This is a genomic window from Vibrio sp. Isolate22, from assembly GCF_022398115.1.
Classification (GTDB): domain Bacteria; phylum Pseudomonadota; class Gammaproteobacteria; order Enterobacterales; family Vibrionaceae; genus Vibrio.
On sequence record NZ_JAKEUW010000002.1, the window covers coordinates 259,179 to 278,134 of the forward strand.

Below are 18,956 nucleotides of genomic sequence, written 5' to 3' on the forward strand. Positions count from 1 at the left end.
CCTAGCATTTAATCCATATCAATCTTCACGCCAGATAAAGATCCATTACCGTAATCACCATCACCTCGTCTGGTTTTAAGCATTAAGCGTAAGTCATTAGCCGAATCGGCGCTGTGGAACGCATCTTCTTCGCTAATCTTTCCTGCTACGACCAAATCATACAAAGCTTGATCAAAAGTCTGCATGCCGACTTCTTTCGATTTTGCCATCGTTGCTTTTAACTCGTGTAACTCACCGCGGCGAATCAAATCAGATACGCGTGGGCTGTTGAGTAGAATCTCAAACACACCATGGCGCCCACTGCCATTTTTATCTCTGATTAACTGCTGAGCAACCACACCACGCAGGTTCATCGACAGATCAAACAGGAACTGCTCTTTCTGCTCTTTCGGCACCAAGTGGAGAATACGCTCTAGCGCTTGGTTGGCATTATTCGCGTGTAAAGTTGCCATACACAGGTGACCCGTCTCAGCAAAGGTCATCGCATATTCCATGGTTTCACGGCTACGGATTTCACCAATCAGAATCATATCTGGCGCTTGGCGTAATGAGTTCTTTAGTGCGACTTCATAACTCTCAGTATCAAGCCCAACTTCGCGCTGAGTCACGATACATTTCTTGTGCTCGTGAACAAATTCAATCGGGTCTTCAACCGTCAAGATATGCCCCGAGCGATTGGTATTGCGATAGCCTGTCATTGCGGCCATTGAGGTCGACTTACCAGAGCCTGTCGCCCCAACCACCAGCACGAGTCCACGTTTAGCGATAGACAAGTCCTGTAGTACATCAGGAAGCTTTAATTGTTCAAAGGTCGGGATGTTGGTCTCGATGCGTCGAATTACCGCACCAGGTAGTTCTCGCTGAAAGAACGCACTAACACGAAAACGACCAAAATCGCGCACAATCGCAAAGTTAGCCTCGCGTGTTTGCTGATATTCATCACGTCGTTCTTGATCCATCATCGCATCAAGTAATTGAGCGACCTGAGCTGAATTCAGCTTCTCGCCTTGCGGTCGCAGCTCACCATCGACACGGAACAAAACCGGCGCATCAACCGTGATGTAAAGATCGGACGCTTTTTGAGAAAGCATTCCTTCAAGGATTTGATTCAATTCCATTGTGTGCACCTTGATTAGAACATTGAGGTTTCAATTTCGATCTTTTTCTCGACCTCTTCCGAGTCAACCAAGCCTTGGGCCATCAGCTGCTTCGCATTTTGCTCCATAGTTTGCATGCCATGTGCCGCACCCGTTTGAATGATCGAATACATCTGAGCGACTTTATCTTCACGAATCAAGTTTCTGATCGCCGGTGTCGCCATCATGATTTCATGACAAGCCACACGCCCACCACCGACACGCTTTAATAGTTTCTGTGCAATCACCGAGCGTAATGATTCAGACAACATCGAGCGAACCATGTCTTTATCGCTACCAGGGAAAACATCAATGATACGGTCAATCGTTTTTGCTGCTGAACTGGTATGTAAAGTACCAAAAACCAAGTGACCAGTTTCTGCAGCCGTAAGCGCTAAACTAATGGTTTCTTGGTCACGCAGTTCACCAACAAGGATAACGTCAGGGTCTTCACGTAACGCACTGCGCAGCGCCGCTTTAAAGCTATGAGTATCACGATGAACCTCACGCTGGTTCACTAGGCACTTATTGTTGGTGTGAACAAATTCAATCGGGTCTTCTATGGTGAGAATATGCTTATTGTGGTTACGGTTTACGTAATCGACCATCGCCGCAAGAGTGGTTGATTTACCAGAACCTGTAGGGCCTGTCACTAGCACTAGACCCTTTTCAAAATTAGCAATCTTTTCAAAGATATCAGGAGCGCCTAACTGTTCTAACGTCGGAATCTCGACAGGGATAGTACGAAAGACAGCTGAGCAACCACGGGATTGGTTAAAAGCGTTAACACGGAAACGACCGACATTGGGTAATTCAAAAGAGAAGTCGACTTCCAGTTTTTCCTCGAACTCACCGCGCTGTGAGTCGCTCATGATCTCAAAAACTAAACGGTGTACATCAGCATGACTCAAAGCTGGTATTCCAAGCTTCCTTACTTCACCATCTATACGTACCATTGGAGATACACCCGCAGAAAGATGTAGATCTGACGCGTTATGCTTTACACTAAAATCTAGTAACTCAGTGATATCCATTTATTTTCCCTTAAGTAAAGTCAGCTATGAGTAGTATTCAACAAAACATCGAACAAATCACCTCACAGATTCGTAGCGCTGAGCAAAAGTGCGGACGAGCTCCAGAGTCCGTACAACTTTTAGCCGTCAGCAAAACTAAACCGATTGATGCGATTCTAGAAGCCGCGCTCGGAGGCCAAGTTGCCTTTGGTGAAAACTATGTTCAAGAAGGTGTCGATAAAGTAAAACACTTTTCAGAACAACATTCTAACCTAAATTTGGAATGGCACTTTATTGGTCCAATCCAGTCAAATAAAACTCGCCCTATTGCAGAAAGCTTCGCATGGGTACATTCCATCGATCGCGATAAGATCGCTCAGAGACTGAATGACCAACGTCCAAGCGAGCTTCCCCCTTTGCAAGTGTTAATTCAAGTAAACACCAGTGGTGAAGCGTCCAAGTCTGGCACATCTGAAGAGTCAGTTTTTGCACTAGCAGAGTTGATTTCCTCACTGCCCAACCTCACTTTAAGAGGGGTGATGTCGATTCCTGCAAACGTTTCTGACTATCAATCACAGCTTAGCGCTTTCTCTCAACTGGCAGAGCTTAAAGATAAGCTAGCTGCAAAGTATCCTGATATTGATACCCTTTCGATGGGCATGAGTGGTGATATGGAAGCAGCAGTCGAGGCTGGCAGCACCATGGTTCGTATTGGAACCGCGATTTTCGGTGCTCGTGATTACGCGAAATAGCAACACCTTAACAACCTAAAAAGTATAAGTATTGATACCGCTCCGCTTTCACCGCGTAGCGACACGCTCAGGATTTGATATATGGAACATAAGAACATCGCCTTCATCGGGGCGGGAAACATGGTTCGCTCAATTGTAGCGGGCTTAGTAGCGAGTGGTTACCCAGCGCAAAAGATTACAGCGACAGCACCTTCTGACACCAGAAGAGTACCGTTAGAGCAAGAGTACGGCATCAATACCACCAGCGATAACATTGCCGCAGCAGAGCAAGCAGACGTTGTTGTATTATCAGTGAAGCCACAGATGATGGCTGATGTATGTAAACCCTTACAAAGCATCGGTTTTAGCAACAAACTAGTAATCTCAATTGCCGCAGGTATTAATGCGAATCGACTCAATGAGATGTTAGACTGCCAACTGAACTTGGTGCGTGTGATGCCAAACACGCCATCACTGCTTGGTAAGGGTATGAGTGGCCTTTATGCTGATTCAACTGTTAGCCAATCAGATAAAGACTTTGCATCACAGCTAATGCAAGCTGTAGGTGAAGTGAGCTGGGTTGAACAAGAATCTGGTATCAACAACATCATTGCGGCGGCAGGTAGCGCTCCGGCTTACTTCTTCCTATTTATGGAAGCGATGCAAGCAGAAGCAATCAATCAAGGCTTCGACCAAGAAACAGCCCGTAAATTAGTGCAACAGTCAGCACTAGGTGCGGCAGAGATGGTGGTCGCGAACCCTGACACAGAATTATCAACACTGCGTGAGCAAGTGACTTCAAAAGGCGGCACAACCGCAGAAGCGCTACGCACGTTTAACGAACATCAACTATCAGACATCGTAGCTAAAGCCATGCAAGCGGCAGTCGCTCGAGCTGAAGAGATGGAAAAACTGTTTTAGTACCAACCAAGGTACAAAAGCATTGTGCCGTTTGGGTGGTACCTGAGCGGCAAGTAAATCCGAAAAAGGAAACAATATGAACTCGATGAGCTTTCTGATCTCGACCGTTTTTGATCTTTACATCATGGTTGTGATCTTGCGTATCTGGCTACAAGCATCACGTGCAGATTTCTACAACCCATTCTCACAATTCATCGTAAAAGCGACACAACCAGTTGTTGCACCACTACGCCGAGTTATTCCATCAATCGGCAGCATTGACTTAGCGACAGTCGTTTTCGCTTACGTGCTATGTGTACTTAAGTTCGTCGCTCTGAACCTGATTATCTCTGGTGGCGCGGCAGTGTTCGATATCAGCTTCCTAATCTTTGGCGGACTCTCTCTGATCAAAGCAGCTGGTGGTTTGATTTTCTGGGTACTACTAATCCGTGCAATCCTAAGCTGGGTTAGCCAAGGTCGTAGCCCAATCGAGTACGTGTTCCATCAACTGACTGAGCCTATGCTAATGCCTATCCGTCGCATCCTGCCAGATATGGGTGGTTTCGACCTAAGCGTGTTGGTTCTGTTCATTGTTCTTCAATTTGCGAACTTCCTAATGGGCGACATGATTGGTCCTATTTGGTACCAGCTATAATTCAAGTACGAACATCAGGTACTTTGACGATGCCAAAAGCGGTTTGGGTCGAAGAAGAAGACATTCTCCTTAGGCTCTATATCCAGCCCAAAGCAAGCCGAGACAAAATCGTCGGCTTGCACGGCGAAGAACTAAGAATTGCCATCACTGCACCACCTGTTGATGGCAAAGCCAATGCCCACTTAGCGAAATACCTTGCAAAGCAATTTAAGGTCGCTAAAGGGCAAATTAAAATTGAAAAAGGAGAACTCGGCCGGCACAAACAAGTTCGAATATGCTCGCCAAGCCAAATCCCCACTGAAGTCAAAGCCATCCTATGATGGCTTTTTGCTATTTATTGGAGTCATTATGCGTCTATGGATAACAGCACTACTTACCGCTCTCATTGCCCTGCCAAGCTCAGCAGGACAATTTAAAAACATTAAAGATATCGAGGTTCACTACTCGGCCTTTAACTCGACATTTTTAACGGCTCAAGTCGCTAAACAATACAAGCTCAAGCGAAACGGCTACTCAGCTATTTTAAACATCAGCGTACTAGACAATGCCTCCCTTGGAAAACCTGCGACAACCGCTAAAATAACGGGAACAGCCAAGAACCTGGTGGGCAATACTCGCACGCTTAACTTCCGTAAAATTAAAGAAGGTGATGCCATCTATTACCTTGCAGAGTTCCCTATTACGCACGAAGAAAACATCACGTTTAATATCGATGTTAACGCCGGTTTGAAAGGCACTGGCCCATTACGTTTCACGCAAAAATTCTATACAGAAGAGTAAGCTCACTGTTCTGTTCATTAACTTATTTAGAGCCCCATTCCATGAGTAAGATTGTTTTAGCTACAGGCAACCAAGGCAAAGTCCGCGAGATGGCAGATATTCTGTCTGAGTTCGGTTTTGACGTTGTCGCACAAAGTGAATTTAACGTTTCAGAAGTCGCTGAAACAGGAACAACATTCATTGAAAATGCCATCATTAAAGCCCGTCATGCAGCGAAAGAAACCGGTCTACCAGCAATTGCGGATGACTCTGGTTTAGAGGTGGATTACTTAAATGGCGCGCCAGGAATCTACTCAGCTCGTTATTCAGGAGAAGGCGCTACTGATAAGCAGAACATCGAAAAACTGCTTGATGCTATGCAAGGTGTAGATACTGAAAAGCGTACCGCTCGTTTCCACTGTGTGTTGGTTTTAATGCGTCACGAAAATGATCCGACACCATTGGTATGTCATGGTAAATGGGAAGGAAAAATCCTGATTGAAGAGCACGGTGAGAACGGCTTTGGCTACGATCCTGTATTCTTTGTTCCAGAAGATAACTGTGCATCTGCTGAGCTTGACCCTTCACGAAAAAAGCAACTATCACACCGTGGTAAAGCCCTTGCGTCACTATTCAAAGCACTGAAAGAGCAAGCTCTGTAATGCACAACGCAGCACTCGTTCCACCAGCTCTTAGCCTTTATGTACACATCCCATGGTGTGTACAAAAGTGTCCCTATTGTGATTTCAACTCACACGCTCTGAAAGCCGAGATCCCAGAAAAAGAGTACATCGATGCGCTACTTGAGGATCTCGATACTGATATCGAAAAGTACCAACTCAATGGTGTACCTCGTCCGCTGCATTCGATCTTTATTGGTGGCGGCACTCCAAGCCTGTTCTCTCCAGAAGGTATCGGTCGACTGCTTCAAGGTATTGAGCAACGCATCCCATTCAAACCTGAAATTGAAATCACCATGGAAGCCAACCCGGGCACCATTGAAGCTGAGCGTTTCGCTGGTTACCAAAAAGCAGGGATTACTCGTATATCGGTTGGTGTACAAAGCTTTGAGCAAGAAAAGCTAGAAAGACTGGGCCGTATCCATGGTCAAGATGAAGCGGTCAACGCTGCTCACCTTGCACATAAAATCGGTCTAAACAGCTTTAACCTCGATCTTATGCATGGCTTGCCGGATCAAAGTATCGATCAAGCATTGGCAGATCTAGATAAAGCGATCGAGCTAAATCCGCCACATTTGTCTTGGTACCAGCTAACAATAGAACCTAACACCATGTTCTATTACAAAACGCCAATCCTACCGGACGACGATGATCTCTGGGATATCTTCGAATTAGGCCACAAAAAGCTCGCTGATGCAGGGTATGTGCAATACGAAATTTCAGGCTACAGCAAGCGGGGCTACCAGTGTCAGCACAACCTCAACTACTGGCGCTTCGGCGACTACTTAGGCATTGGCTGCGGCTCTCATGGCAAGCTGAGTTTTGCTGATGGACGAATTATTAGAACGACTAAGGTTAAGCATCCAAGAGGCTACCTAGCGGCTTATCAGAATATGGTGAAGCCTTATATTTCGGATGAATTTGAAGTAGCAAACGAGGACCGCCCTTTCGAATTCTTTATGAACCGTTTCAGGTTAATGGAAGCGTGTCCTAAGCAAGATTTCATTGATACGACAGGTCTTGGTTTTGACGCTGTTCAATCAACGATTGAGTGGGCAAAAGAGCTAGGTTACTTGAACGAAACCGACACTCACTGGCAAATCACAGAAAAAGGGAAACTTTTCCTCAACGATTTGCTGGAAGCCTTCATGGCCGAGGAAGACGAATAGTTTGAGATTCGAGATTCGAGATTCGAGATTCGAGATTCGAGATTCGAGATTCGAGATTCGAGATTCGAGATTCGAGATTCGAGATTCGAGATTCGAGATTCGAGAAAAATGATAAAAGGGTTGGCTTTAGGGTCAACCCTTTTTATTGGAAGAGTCTTTCTCGAAGCGAAGCGCTCTATAGGACGAAGTCCGTGCTCGCATCTCGCATCTTTCTTCTAAAAAATCGAACGACCAATACGTTCTGAAAGCAGCTCGAGAGCCTTAGTGCCAGCCAGTGAGTTACCAGAAGGATCCAGCTCTGGAGACCACACAGCAATCGTCATTTCACCAGGAACGATAGCGATAATCCCGCCACCTACTCCCGATTTGCCCGGCATGCCGACGCGATAAGCAAACTCACCTGCGCCATCATACAAACCACAAGTTGCAAGCAAAGCATTCAGCTGCTTGGTCTGTACCGGCGTGATGATCTCTTTCTTAGTCTGTACTGATACACCTTTGTTCGCTAAGTAACTAAAGGTTTTCGCCAAATCCACACAAGTCATCTTGAGTGCGCAAGCATGGAAGTAATTATTGAGTACAGGGATAACATCGTTCTCAAAATTACCAAATGAACGCATCAAGTACGCAATAGCGGCATTACGATCGCTGTGCATCATTTCTGAAGCCGCTACTACCTTGTCGTACACGATATGCGTATCGCCCGATAACTGACGCACGAACTCCAATAAACGCTGTCTTGGCGCTGACAAGCGGCTTTGTAATAGATCAGCAACAACAATCGCACCAGCATTAATAAATGGGTTTCGAGGGATACCCTGTTCCATCTCAAGCTGAATCATCGAATTAAAGGCTTGCCCTGAAGGCTCTTTACCTACACGCTGCCAAATCTCTTCCGGCTTATAGAGCACCATTGCTAACGTCAAACTCAAAGCCTTAGAGATCGATTGTACAGAGAAGGCTTCCTCTGCATCACCAGCTTGAATCACTTCTCCTTCATTGGTGTATACCGCAATCGCCAGTTTCTGGTTCGATACACGCGCTAATGCAGGAATATAATCAGCGACCTTTCCCTGACCGATTAAAGGGCGAACTTCTTCTAAGATCTCGGCCAAAATAGCTTGAGTTGGTTTCATGTGTGCTTACTTCTATATTGTTATTTTTGTAGGGACGTAACATATACCAATCGTAATAAATAACGGCTCACTCTAGCTTGTTAAAATACTCGATAACTGCGTTAGAATTTTTGATTGTAGAGTAACTACTTATCGAAAAATGCTGCCTTGTTCTCAAGCCTTTTTCCTACGCTATTTCTGATCACTTACTTACTGTGATTGGTATTACTTTCTGTCGTTAAGCCTTTACTGAAATAAAAGCCTAAGGACAAAAAAGCCAACACTACAATAATGTTGGCTTTTATCAATCCCACAAAGTGTAAGGTTAAGATCCTAATCAAATCTCACCTTATATTTGTTGAGGTTCAGAATTACTTAGTACGCTTGTACTTAATATCCCAAACACCATGACCTAAACGGTGGCCACGAGCTTCAAATTTAGTCAATGGACGCTCATCCGGGCGAGGGATGTAATCACCATCTTCAGCGATATTCTCGAAACCTGGTGCAGCATTCATTACTTCAATCATGTGCTCTGCGTAGTTTTCCCAGTCAGTTGCCATGTGGAAAATACCAGTTTCAAGGTGTAGTTTAGCGCGAACCATTTCAGCAAATTCAGCTTTAACGATACGACGCTTGTGGTGACGAGCTTTGTGCCATGGGTCAGGGAAAAACAGTTGCAGTGTATGCAGGCTGCTATCTGGAATCATGTGTTCAAATACTTCAACAGCATCGTGACACATTACACGTAGGTTAGTTACGCCAGCATCGCGCGCAGTACCCAAACAAGCACCAACACCAGGGCTATGAACTTCAATACCTAAGAAGTTCTTCTCAGGTGCATTCTTTGCCATTTCAACCAGTGATGCACCCATACCGAAGCCAATCTCTAGTACAACTGGGTTATCGTTGCCAAATACTTCTTTCCAGTTAAGAAGCTCTGGGTTGTAGTCGATACCCATTGTTGGCCAACATTCATTCATCGCGTTCTCTTGGCCTTTTGTTAAGCGGCCTTCGCGGCGAACAAAACTACGGATCTTACGAACCAGTTTGCCGTCTTCAGTATATTCGTTAGTGGTCACTTCACTCATTGATTTTTGCCTGCACATTGATTAATCAAAGCGGGGATTATCCAAAGAATTGCCTTCGAAGCAAGTCTTTCCGTGGATAAATTCCCACACAATTTGTCTGTTTTACATCCAACGTTAAGTGTGGTGCAATTTCGCTTCTAATAATAGCAAAGCATAGAGCATGTCGTGACTCCTTTCGCAACCGCCATATTAAAGTGGTATGACGCTTACGGGCGCAAAGAATTACCTTGGCAACAAAACAAAACCGCCTACACCGTTTGGCTATCTGAAATCATGCTTCAGCAGACTCAGGTCACCACGGTGATTCCATACTACCAGCGTTTCTTGGAACGTTTCCCAACAGTTATCGACTTAGCAAACGCCGAGCAAGATGAAGTGCTTCACCTATGGACAGGGCTTGGTTACTACGCACGAGCTCGTAACCTACACAAAGCTGCCAAGATTGTTGCAGAGCAGTATGGTGGGGAGTTTCCACTTTCCCTCGAAGAGATGAATGCGCTTCCAGGCATTGGTCGTTCAACAGCGGCAGCCGTTCTATCTTCTGTCTACAAGCTCCCTCATGCGATTCTTGATGGTAACGTGAAGCGAACGCTTGCAAGAAGCTTTGCTGTCGAGGGTTGGCCTGGTCAAAAGAAGGTTGAAAACCAACTTTGGGAACACGCAGAGGCACATACACCAAAGCAAGATGTTGATAAGTACAATCAAGCTATGATGGATATGGGAGCAATGGTTTGTACTCGTAGCAAGCCTAAATGCACTCTTTGCCCAATTGAAAGCATGTGTGAAGCTAAAAAGCTCGATAGACAGCTCGACTTCCCTGGTAAAAAGCAAAAGAAAGAGAAACCAGTAAAAGAGACCTGGTTTGTAATCCTGTATCACGATAACCAAGTGTGGCTTGAGCAGCGCCCTCAATCAGGTATCTGGGGAGGCTTATTCTGTTTCCCTCAAAATGAAAATGCAGAGATCGAACACCAATTGGATCTTCGTTCGATCAAAAACACAGATTCAATCAAAACCATGATTGCGTTTAGGCACACTTTCAGCCACTACCACTTAGATATCACTCCAGTATTAGTAAAATTAGATAAACAACCAAATTTGATAATGGAAGGGACTAAAGGTCTCTGGTATAACTTATCAAAACCAGAAGAAATTGGCCTAGCCGCTCCTGTAAAGCAGCTTATTGAAAGCCTACCCTTTGAACTGAATGACGACGTTTGAATCAACGAACGCGATAAGAGGAACCACTATGAGCCGCACTGTATTTTGTGCTCGCCTCCAGAAAGATGCTGAAGGCTTAGAATTTCAACTTTACCCAGGTGACTTAGGTAAGCGTATCTTTGACAACATCTCTAAAGAAGCTTGGGGACAATGGCAAAGCAAACAAACCATGCTTATCAATGAAAAGAAGCTGAATATGATGGATCCAGAACATCGTAAACTTCTTGAAACTGAGATGGTTAACTTCCTTTTCGAAGGTAAAGATGTCGTTATTGATGGTTACACTCCACCAAGCGAATAAGACATTTATTTAAGCAAATTTTAATGACATCATGGTTTACGCTGCGATGTCATTTTTGTATGAGGAACTATGAAAAAGCTAAGTTACTTCCTAACCGCCATGCTACTCACAGGTTGCAGTCGAGAGTTCGTTGAGAGCATTTATGATGTGAATTACGAGCCAACCAACCGATTCGTAAACAACTTGGCGGAGCTACCCGGTCAGTTTGAAAAAGATACAGGCGCATTAGACGCTTTGATCAATAGCTTTTCTGGCAATATCCAAAAGCGCTGGGGTAGCAGTGAAGTAAAAATGGCAGGTAAGAGTAACTATGTGAAATATATAGACAATTACTTAAGCCGTTCAGAAGTTAACTTTAGCGAAGGTCTGATAACGGTAGAAACTGTCTCCTCTACAGAGCCTAAAAAACACCTCAAAAACGCCATTATGACAACGCTGCTTACGCCAGATGACCCAGCGCATGTCGACCTATTCTCTTCAAAAAGCATCAAGTTAGAAGGTAAACCTTTTCTCTACAATCAAGTTGTAGACCAAGAGAAGAAACCGATCCAATGGACATGGCGCGCCAACAAATTTGCTGATTACCTGATAGCCAACAATCTAAAAACCAAAGAAGTCGACTTTAAAAAAGCCTACTACGTTGAGATCCCTATGGTGGCCGATCACGCAAGCCAACGTAGTTACCAGTATGCAGATATCGTTCGACGCGCATCTAAACGTTATGACATCCCAGAAGACTTAATCTACGCAATCATTAAGACTGAGAGCAGCTTTAACCCGTATGCGGTTAGTTGGGCAAATGCATACGGCTTGATGCAGGTCGTGCCGAAAACAGCAGGTCGAGATGTCTTTAAGTTGGTCAAAAACAAGCCCGGAGAGCCGACTCCTGAGTATTTATTTAACCCAGAAAACAACATTGACGCGGGTACTGCGTACTTTTACATCCTTAAAAATCGCTATTTGAAAGACGTGCAACACCCGACAACACTCGAATACAGCATGATCTCTGCGTACAACGGTGGCACGGGTGGTGTACTCAATACCTTCAGCAAGGACAGAAAACGAGCAATGCGTGACTTAAATTCACTGCAACCTAGCCAAGCTTACTGGGCACTCACCAAAAAACACCCGAATAAAGAATCGCGCCGATACCTAGAAAAAGTAACAAAGTTCAAGAAAGATTTTAACCAAGGTAAAACGTAAGCCTCACTTTTGAATAAAAAAACAACTAACGAACGTTTTTTTTAATTATTTTCAAAAAAGGTGTTGACGGTTATGCAGAAAATCCGTTTAATAGCGCTCCGTTGCCCGGATAGCTCAGTCGGTAGAGCAGAGGATTGAAAATCCTCGTGTCGGTGGTTCGATTCCGCCTCCGGGCACCACAAATTGATTTGTTGGTGTCATTACTCTTTAACAGGGAGTAGCACGGACAAAAGCACAAAGAATACAGTGTGCCGACTTAGCTCAGTAGGTAGAGCAACTGACTTGTAATCAGTAGGTCACCAGTTCGATTCCGGTAGTCGGCACCATTCTTTTGCCTCGATAGCTCAGTCGGTAGAGCAGCGGATTGAAAATCCGCGTGTCGGTGGTTCGATTCCGCCTCGAGGCACCATTATTTGGTGTTTAACTTAATTAAGTTAACGCAAGTAATTCCCCCTTAGTTCAGTTGGTAGAACGGCGGACTGTTAATCCGTATGTCGCAGGTTCGAGTCCCGCAGGGGGAGCCATTTACAATTGAAGTGATTGATATCATTTCATATAAAACCGAAGATTAACGTCTTCAGTAAAAGATATAGTGTGCCGACTTAGCTCAGTAGGTAGAGCAACTGACTTGTAATCAGTAGGTCACCAGTTCGATTCCGGTAGTCGGCACCATACTTTTGCCTCGATAGCTCAGTCGGTAGAGCAGCGGATTGAAAATCCGCGTGTCGGTGGTTCGATTCCGCCTCGAGGCACCATTATTTGGTGTTTAACTTAAATAAGTTAACGCAAGTAATTCCCCCTTAGTTCAGTTGGTAGAACGGCGGACTGTTAATCCGTATGTCGCAGGTTCGAGTCCCGCAGGGGGAGCCATTTTAGAGAAAGCCTCATCACATGATGAGGCTTTTTCGTATCTAACGCTCCTACTTTTTGCCAAAGCAATATCTCAGTCCCCTCCCTAACCGGTCACGTCGAACTCCAATACTGAAACCTCTTTCAATTCAGGCACGCATTAAATTCTGAAACCGGAAAACCACCCTCTTCCCTCGATACCTCTGTTCAACGACAATCTTTGACTAATACCGCTCCCTTTCAGCCATTCTCAAGACACAATCAAACACACTAAAGGTAACAAACTAGCGTTCTATTACTTTTTTTTCTTCGTAAATTTAATCTTCATCATGTTTTGATATCTTTCTAATATCTGCCCTACACGACTTAGATTAAGATTCGATGAAACATACCTAATATTTATTATCGAATTGCTGCGCGGGGAAATATGAAACTAAAAACGCAAGCTTATTTACTATCGGGCATCATTTTAATCGCCCTACTAGCGTTGACCGCTACAGGTTTATGGACCTTAAGAGTCGCTAGCAACATGGATAACAAAGCTCGTGTAACTGAGCTATTTAAGAGTGCATACAGCATTCTTACAGAAGTTGAAAAGATGGCCATTGACGGCACTTTAGAGGAACAACAAGCAAAACAGTTAGCGACTCGCCTGCTACGTAACAATATTTATAAAGACAATGAATATGTATACGTTGCCGATGAGAATATGACGTTTGTCGCTACCCCATTAGATCCTCAGTTACACGGAACTAGCTTTAATGACTTTAAAGATGGAGACGGCAATAGCGTTGGTCAGTTAATCCAAAGAGTACTTGGTAACCGAACGGGTCAGATCGTTGAGTACACCTGGACCCAAAAACAGCCTGATGGAACTATTGAAGAAAAACTATCTATTGCAGAGAAAACACCGCATTGGGGCTGGGTTGTAGGTACTGGTATCGGATTCAACGAAGTAAATGCGCGTTTCTGGTCTACCGCTCAATGGCAGCTATTCCTATGTGTTGTTATTGCAGGCCTTATTCTTTCAAGCTTAATCGTGTCTATTAAACGAATGCTGGCACTACTTGGTGGCGAGCCTAAAGACGTGAGAGAGGCCGTACAAGCGGTAGCAGAAGGACGTATTCAGACCTCTTTCGAAACTAAAGCGGTCGATGGCAGTATCTATCATGCAGTACAACAGATGAGTAAATCGCTGGCTGAACTGGTATCTAACCTTAATGCTTCAATGTTGGCATTACGAGGCGAGCTTCAACGCGTAGAAGACCGCGCTGGTTCAATTGCTCAACTGACTGAAACACAACAGCAATCCACTGAAATGATCGCAACTGCGATGACAGAGATGGCATCTTCAGCGAACAACGTTGCTGATTCTGCAGGAGACACGGCGCGCAACACTGATGAAGCAGACAAACAGAGCCAACATACTCAGCGTTTGATTCATAACACAGTAGACAATATCCAAGGCCTCGCTGGACAACTAGGGACAGCAAGTGAAGCGGTCGCTAACCTAGATAACGATGTAAACAACATTGTGAAAGTGTTGGATGTGATTGGTGATATTGCAGAACAAACAAACCTATTAGCGCTTAATGCTGCAATTGAGGCTGCTCGTGCAGGTGAGCAAGGTCGTGGATTTGCGGTGGTTGCTGATGAGGTACGTAATCTTGCAGGCCGAACGCAATCAAGCACCAAAGAGATCCAGTTAATGATCAATAACCTTCAGGACGGGTCTCGCAACGCTATCCAAACCATGGAAGTGTGTGCAGCGACCAGCCAGAGCACAGTAACCGAATCTCAAAACGCCTCAGAAGCGCTACAACAGATTGTTATTGCTCTTGAGTCAATCTCTTCAATGAGCCATCAAATCGCGACAGCGGCGGCTGAGCAAACTCAAGTGAGTGATGATATCTCGAAGCGCATCAACATGATTGAGGAAAGTGGCAATCAACTAAGCAATGTAGTGACCGAAAGTCATAACAGCACCCAAACCTTAGCCTCTCTATCTAATGAATTAGAAGCTTGGGTAAATAGGTTTGAAGTAAAACACTAAAGTTTCGGGAAGGTTTTTAAATATAAAAGCACGTTTTCATACGTGCTTTTTTTATTTCGGCACTCATTCCGTCTAGTTAAACGTAGTTTCTCAATCTTTTAGGGCATGCTAGACCTAGGTTTTTCACCGCAAATGAACAAAAACAACCCACTAAGTATAGAAAAACATCAAACAATACTTTTTTTGCAATTTAATGTTGACCCAGAACGCGAAAACACGTTTAATACACCTCGTCGCCCGGATAGCTCAGTCGGTAGAGCAGAGGATTGAAAATCCTCGTGTCGGTGGTTCGATTCCGCCTCCGGGCACCACAATTTATTTGTTGGTGTCTTAGACAACAGCAGTAAAGCACAAAGAAATATTATGTGCCGACTTAGCTCAGTAGGTAGAGCAACTGACTTGTAATCAGTAGGTCACCAGTTCGATTCCGGTAGTCGGCACCATTTCTTTAAAGCTTTAAGAATAATTCCCCCTTAGTTCAGTTGGTAGAACGGCGGACTGTTAATCCGTATGTCGCAGGTTCGAGTCCCGCAGGGGGAGCCACATTTAGTGTGCCGACTTAGCTCAGTAGGTAGAGCAACTGACTTGTAATCAGTAGGTCACCAGTTCGATTCCGGTAGTCGGCACCATTTATATTATTGAGAAGTTTACTCTTCTTAAATAATTCCCCCTTAGTTCAGTTGGTAGAACGGCGGACTGTTAATCCGTATGTCGCAGGTTCGAGTCCCGCAGGGGGAGCCACATTCAAGAAGCCAAGTCGAAAGACTTGGCTTTTTTTGTTTTAAGATGCGACTTACTTGTTCCAAGTAATTGTCTCAGAGCTAGCCGCCTGCATTGAGTCCCGCAGGGGGAGCCATAAAGAAGAAACTTCATCATCAATGCAGCTTTTTTGCATATGAAGATCACGCATCTCTTTCCTAGCTGATTTAAGTGTCCTTACTTTTTATCACATCCTAAATGTCTTTATTTATCTAGAGATAATCAAACAAACCATAACCAGTCATCTCAAGTGGTAAAGCTCACTTAATAAGAGCACTTCATAGAAAACTACCCTGGTACAACGACGACCATAAATCGAAAATCTGTATAGTGTGACAATTTAGAGCTCACCTACTTCAAAACATCGCGCAGATCGCTTCAGCTGTCACGGTAAAGTGCCATGAGCTCCTTAGCTACACTGATTTACTCTTTATCAAAACTATCCACCACAATCGCTCCCATAGAGGCTGGCATAGAAATAACAATCACCCTCTTGATTGAAACTACAGGGTCAGTCAATAAAGGGAGTTTATCTAAACAAGTCAATACTAATGCTACGACCATGGCCGTCATGACATAAGCGATAACGATTCTAAAAATGAATACAGGTATTCGAGCAACAACATCCTTTTGAAAGACGCTCTCATAAGTATAAAAACCAAGAAAGACTGCAGATAATATAAATAGCAGCAATAAATTTTCGATAGGTAGCGTCTCTCCTAGTCTCCAGGCTTCTTCAGAAAAAGAGATAGGAACAGCCAGAGCAAAAGATCCGACAAAGATCTGACCTGCATCTTCAAAATTAAAACTCAGTTTCATTACATTACCTACTCGAGCTTTCTCTGCGATCCCACAGTAATTATTCTCACCGATTCAAATGCTGGAATGACTAGAAATTGAAAATGACTTCCGGCACTTCATATTAACCACCTAAAGCCAACTAAGATTTGAACCAGAGAGCAACAAATCAAATTCTACTAATTATAATCTTAACGCTTACAAACGATCGTAGAATGTATACAGGCTTTGAGTCCGAGGTAGTTGAAGGCAATAGTCTCTTCGTCGTTCCTACCAATATAACTGAAAAAGCTTACCTTCTAATCTGCTGTTACTAAAACAATATAGTTGAAGATACCAACTCTAGAGGGTGTAAGGACTGCAATGTCAATGAGAAGTAAAAGAGCCGTGTTCGACAGTGGATAACTTAGGGATTCTTACTTTGAGAGCTTAACTACAACTTTGAGAGCTTAACTACAACTTTGAGAGCTTAACTACAACTCTGATAACTCACGCACTCAAAACCGAATTAAAGGCGAGAGCTATCATAGTGAACAGTCTTCTATACCCTCTGAGTACAAAGAAATAGGTTACGGTTTGTAGAACATGTGAATAAGCAAAACTAGCGCCTTGTCGGTGATTCTATAAACAGCTCACAGGTGCAATTACCAACAGCATAGTTCTATTGTGTATTAATCAAGACCAGCCACCAGGTCACATGGAAACTAGTCTCGATTACACTCTAGGCCGCAAGGCTCCGTCCACACAATGAGAGCCAGTTACAGTTACAGTGACAAAACGCAATAAGGAGAACTGAGAGTCCAAGCATCAGAGGCTAGGAAGTAGTTAGGCTGCCGAGATGTTTCGATTATTCATTGCAATAAAAAGCTTAAAACGAAATTGTCAGTAGAGTACCACTCCCTGGTAATTCAGGGCTTCTTAAAGGCCTATTAGAACTATCATTTAACCGCAGACTAGGTTGCCATACATCAAAGAAATAGCGCTTCACGACACTATCTGGTTTCTCGGCAAGCACCGAAAAACAGGCAAACTATAGTGAGTGCTCCGAGAGTTGTTTAACGCACCTCAAAGAGAGAACATCATAATTCGGAAGTAACCAAGCCAAACTACTTCTAACAAGGCATGTCGAGAAATAGAGGCTCTTCTGGACCTTTGCTCCTAGCAAACCAAAATGTACATTCCAAGGTAAATTAACAATACTCACAAACGACGTAAGCCTAATCGTAAGGCTAGATTTTTGACCATTGATGGCATGAGCGGGGGTTGCTGGCAGTCAAGGCTCGCAGACTATTTGGACTCGTTGATCGAAGACCAAATTATCTATTCCCCAAAACTGCGAAAGCCTAGTCATAAGACTAGGCTTTCTAATAAGTGGTGGAATGGCCGGGATTGCAGGCAAACCTCTTGCGGGTATCTTTCGACCGAAGGATGAACACAATCATTCAAACGTAAAAAAGCCCAAGCAGTTATGCTTGGGCTTAGTATAAGTGGCGGAATGGCTGGGGTCGAAGGCGACCGGGGCTCTTTGGTCAAAGAGCCCCCCCCCCAGAAACGACGAAAGCCTAGTCGTAAGACTAGGCTTTCTGATAAGTGGCGGAGTGGACGGGACTCGAACCCGCGACCCCCGGCGTGACAGGCCGGTATTCTAACCAACTGAACTACCACTCCGCAGTGTCTATTCAGCTTAAAGCAATTTGAGCCTGACGATGTCCTACTCTCACATGGGGAAGCCCCACACTACCATCGGCGCTATTGTGTTTCACTTCTGAGTTCGGCATGGAATCAGGTGGGTCCACAATGCTATGGTCGTCAAACAAATTCTGTTGTTAACTTGATTAATCAAATCAAATCAACTGAATCATGGTGCTGATACCCAGACTCGAACTGGGGACCTCACCCTTACCAAGGGTGCGCTCTACCGGGCTGAGCTATATCAGCAATTCAAGAACCGTTTAAAAACGATTCTAAAAATTTAAAGCCTGGCGATGTCCTACTCTCACATGGGGAAGCCCCACACTACCATCGGCGCTATTGTGTTTCACTTCTGAGTTCGGCATGGAATCAGGTGGGTCCACAATGCTATGGTCGCCAAGCAAATTTTAAAATTCGGAAAGCTTATCTAAAAGTCTATCTCTTCAAACTCATTCAAGGTCTGTCTTTGAGTCCACAAAACCCCTTGGGTGTTGTATGGTTAAGCCTCACGGGCAATTAGTACAGGTTAGCTCAATGCCTCACAGCACTTACACACCCTGCCTATCAACGTCGTAGTCTACGACAACCCTTTAGGACACTTAAAGCGTCAGGGAAAACTCATCTCAGGGCTCGCTTCCCGCTTAGATGCTTTCAGCGGTTATCGATTCCGAACTTAGCTACCGGGCAATGCCATTGGCATGACAACCCGAACACCAGAGGTTCGTCCACTCCGGTCCTCTCGTACTAGGAGCAGCCCCCTTCAATTTTCCAACGCCCACGGCAGATAGGGACCGAACTGTCTCACGACGTTCTAAACCCAGCTCGCGTACC

Annotated in this window: 16 protein-coding genes, 14 tRNA genes and 3 rRNA genes; 23 read left to right on the forward strand and 10 right to left on the reverse strand. The window is 44.5% G+C overall.

Annotation, left to right across the window (positions count from 1 at the left end; genetic code table 11):
• Nucleotides 1-8 precede the first annotated feature (8 nt).
• Both L1D55_RS02675 and L1D55_RS02680 read right to left on the reverse strand, forming a co-directional pair.
• A complete protein-coding gene (locus L1D55_RS02675; RefSeq protein ID WP_239916422.1) occupies nucleotides 9-1,118 on the reverse strand; it encodes a PilT/PilU family type 4a pilus ATPase in 1,110 nt (369 codons plus the stop codon).
• Between the two features lie 14 nt (nucleotides 1,119-1,132).
• The gene (locus tag L1D55_RS02680; protein ID WP_008223597.1) at nucleotides 1,133-2,170 is read right to left on the reverse strand and encodes a type IV pilus twitching motility protein PilT; all 1,038 of its coding nucleotides are present in this window, start codon (nucleotides 2,168-2,170) and stop codon (nucleotides 1,133-1,135) included.
• A gap of 26 nt (nucleotides 2,171-2,196) precedes the next feature.
• On the opposite strand from L1D55_RS02680, the gene L1D55_RS02685 reads away from it, so the two are divergent.
• From L1D55_RS02685 to hemW, 7 genes are all read left to right on the forward strand, one after another.
• Nucleotides 2,197-2,901, forward strand: coding sequence for a YggS family pyridoxal phosphate-dependent enzyme (locus L1D55_RS02685; protein WP_239916423.1), 705 nt, complete (start codon nucleotides 2,197-2,199; stop codon nucleotides 2,899-2,901).
• 81 nt (nucleotides 2,902-2,982) lie between these two features.
• On the forward strand, nucleotides 2,983-3,801 hold the full coding sequence (gene proC / locus L1D55_RS02690) for a pyrroline-5-carboxylate reductase (RefSeq protein ID WP_239916424.1): 819 nt from the start codon (nucleotides 2,983-2,985) through the stop codon (nucleotides 3,799-3,801).
• A gap of 76 nt (nucleotides 3,802-3,877) precedes the next feature.
• Nucleotides 3,878-4,435, forward strand: coding sequence for a YggT family protein (locus tag L1D55_RS02695; RefSeq protein ID WP_004738965.1), 558 nt, complete (start codon nucleotides 3,878-3,880; stop codon nucleotides 4,433-4,435).
• Between the two features lie 29 nt (nucleotides 4,436-4,464).
• A complete protein-coding gene (gene yggU / locus L1D55_RS02700) occupies nucleotides 4,465-4,755 on the forward strand; it encodes a DUF167 family protein YggU (protein WP_239916425.1) in 291 nt (96 codons plus the stop codon).
• A gap of 28 nt (nucleotides 4,756-4,783) precedes the next feature.
• On the forward strand, nucleotides 4,784-5,215 hold the full coding sequence (locus L1D55_RS02705) for a DUF4426 domain-containing protein (RefSeq protein WP_239916426.1): 432 nt from the start codon (nucleotides 4,784-4,786) through the stop codon (nucleotides 5,213-5,215).
• 41 nt (nucleotides 5,216-5,256) lie between these two features.
• Nucleotides 5,257-5,856 (forward strand): XTP/dITP diphosphatase, encoded by a 600-nt coding sequence (locus tag L1D55_RS02710; protein ID WP_239916427.1) that lies wholly within the window; start codon nucleotides 5,257-5,259, stop codon nucleotides 5,854-5,856.
• Nucleotides 5,856-7,043: a radical SAM family heme chaperone HemW gene (gene hemW / locus L1D55_RS02715; protein WP_239916428.1), complete on the forward strand. Its 1,188-nt coding sequence runs from the start codon at nucleotides 5,856-5,858 to the stop codon at nucleotides 7,041-7,043. The genes L1D55_RS02710 and hemW overlap by 1 nt, the downstream gene beginning before the upstream one ends.
• A gap of 215 nt (nucleotides 7,044-7,258) precedes the next feature.
• On the opposite strand, the gene glsB is transcribed toward hemW, so the two are convergent.
• Together glsB and trmB are read right to left on the reverse strand one after the other, a co-directional pair.
• Nucleotides 7,259-8,179, reverse strand: coding sequence for a glutaminase B (glsB, locus tag L1D55_RS02720; protein WP_004738957.1), 921 nt, complete (start codon nucleotides 8,177-8,179; stop codon nucleotides 7,259-7,261).
• A 350-nt stretch (nucleotides 8,180-8,529) separates the two neighbouring features.
• Nucleotides 8,530-9,249: a tRNA (guanosine(46)-N7)-methyltransferase TrmB gene (gene trmB, locus L1D55_RS02725; RefSeq protein ID WP_004738956.1), complete on the reverse strand. Its 720-nt coding sequence runs from the start codon at nucleotides 9,247-9,249 to the stop codon at nucleotides 8,530-8,532.
• A 165-nt stretch (nucleotides 9,250-9,414) separates the two neighbouring features.
• Here trmB and mutY point away from each other — a divergent pair, with 165 nt between their 5' ends.
• The 16 genes from mutY (at nucleotide 9,415) to L1D55_RS02805 (ending at nucleotide 15,617) form a co-directional block, all read left to right on the forward strand.
• Nucleotides 9,415-10,470: an A/G-specific adenine glycosylase gene (gene mutY / locus L1D55_RS02730; RefSeq protein ID WP_239916429.1), complete on the forward strand. Its 1,056-nt coding sequence runs from the start codon at nucleotides 9,415-9,417 to the stop codon at nucleotides 10,468-10,470.
• Between the two features lie 28 nt (nucleotides 10,471-10,498).
• A complete protein-coding gene (locus L1D55_RS02735; RefSeq protein WP_004738952.1) occupies nucleotides 10,499-10,771 on the forward strand; it encodes an oxidative damage protection protein in 273 nt (90 codons plus the stop codon).
• Nucleotides 10,772-10,840: 69 nt separating this feature from the next.
• Nucleotides 10,841-11,974 carry a membrane-bound lytic murein transglycosylase MltC gene (gene mltC, locus L1D55_RS02740; protein ID WP_128159354.1) on the forward strand — a complete coding sequence of 378 codons (1,134 nt, stop codon included), beginning with the start codon at nucleotides 10,841-10,843 and terminating at the stop codon, nucleotides 11,972-11,974.
• Nucleotides 11,975-12,077: 103 nt separating this feature from the next.
• Nucleotides 12,078-12,153: transfer RNA gene (locus L1D55_RS02745), tRNA-Phe, on the forward strand.
• A gap of 71 nt (nucleotides 12,154-12,224) precedes the next feature.
• Nucleotides 12,225-12,300, forward strand: a tRNA-Thr gene (locus L1D55_RS02750).
• A gap of 7 nt (nucleotides 12,301-12,307) precedes the next feature.
• Nucleotides 12,308-12,383: transfer RNA gene (locus L1D55_RS02755), tRNA-Phe, on the forward strand.
• 39 nt (nucleotides 12,384-12,422) lie between these two features.
• A tRNA-Asn gene (locus L1D55_RS02760) sits at nucleotides 12,423-12,498 on the forward strand.
• 72 nt (nucleotides 12,499-12,570) lie between these two features.
• Nucleotides 12,571-12,646: transfer RNA gene (locus L1D55_RS02765), tRNA-Thr, on the forward strand.
• Between the two features lie 7 nt (nucleotides 12,647-12,653).
• A tRNA-Phe gene (locus L1D55_RS02770) sits at nucleotides 12,654-12,729 on the forward strand.
• 39 nt (nucleotides 12,730-12,768) lie between these two features.
• Nucleotides 12,769-12,844: transfer RNA gene (locus L1D55_RS02775), tRNA-Asn, on the forward strand.
• 406 nt (nucleotides 12,845-13,250) lie between these two features.
• Nucleotides 13,251-14,876 carry a methyl-accepting chemotaxis protein gene (locus L1D55_RS02780; RefSeq protein ID WP_171369415.1) on the forward strand — a complete coding sequence of 542 codons (1,626 nt, stop codon included), beginning with the start codon at nucleotides 13,251-13,253 and terminating at the stop codon, nucleotides 14,874-14,876.
• A 235-nt stretch (nucleotides 14,877-15,111) separates the two neighbouring features.
• Nucleotides 15,112-15,187, forward strand: a tRNA-Phe gene (locus L1D55_RS02785).
• A gap of 56 nt (nucleotides 15,188-15,243) precedes the next feature.
• Nucleotides 15,244-15,319: transfer RNA gene (locus tag L1D55_RS02790), tRNA-Thr, on the forward strand.
• Between the two features lie 24 nt (nucleotides 15,320-15,343).
• A tRNA-Asn gene (locus L1D55_RS02795) sits at nucleotides 15,344-15,419 on the forward strand.
• Nucleotides 15,420-15,429: 10 nt separating this feature from the next.
• Nucleotides 15,430-15,505: transfer RNA gene (locus L1D55_RS02800), tRNA-Thr, on the forward strand.
• A 36-nt stretch (nucleotides 15,506-15,541) separates the two neighbouring features.
• Nucleotides 15,542-15,617, forward strand: a tRNA-Asn gene (locus L1D55_RS02805).
• 441 nt (nucleotides 15,618-16,058) lie between these two features.
• Here the strand turns inward: L1D55_RS02805 and L1D55_RS02810 are convergent.
• The 6 genes from L1D55_RS02810 to L1D55_RS02835 form a co-directional block, all read right to left on the reverse strand.
• Nucleotides 16,059-16,454 carry a DUF2391 family protein gene (locus tag L1D55_RS02810; RefSeq protein WP_239916430.1) on the reverse strand — a complete coding sequence of 132 codons (396 nt, stop codon included), beginning with the start codon at nucleotides 16,452-16,454 and terminating at the stop codon, nucleotides 16,059-16,061.
• Nucleotides 16,455-18,024: 1,570 nt separating this feature from the next.
• Nucleotides 18,025-18,101 (reverse strand) — tRNA-Asp (locus L1D55_RS02815).
• A 30-nt stretch (nucleotides 18,102-18,131) separates the two neighbouring features.
• A 5S ribosomal RNA gene (gene rrf / locus L1D55_RS02820) occupies nucleotides 18,132-18,247 on the reverse strand.
• Between the two features lie 47 nt (nucleotides 18,248-18,294).
• Nucleotides 18,295-18,371: transfer RNA gene (locus L1D55_RS02825), tRNA-Thr, on the reverse strand.
• A 39-nt stretch (nucleotides 18,372-18,410) separates the two neighbouring features.
• Nucleotides 18,411-18,526, reverse strand: a 5S ribosomal RNA gene (gene rrf / locus L1D55_RS02830).
• 94 nt (nucleotides 18,527-18,620) lie between these two features.
• Nucleotides 18,621-18,956: ribosomal RNA gene (locus tag L1D55_RS02835) — 23S ribosomal RNA — on the reverse strand; the annotation flags it as partial.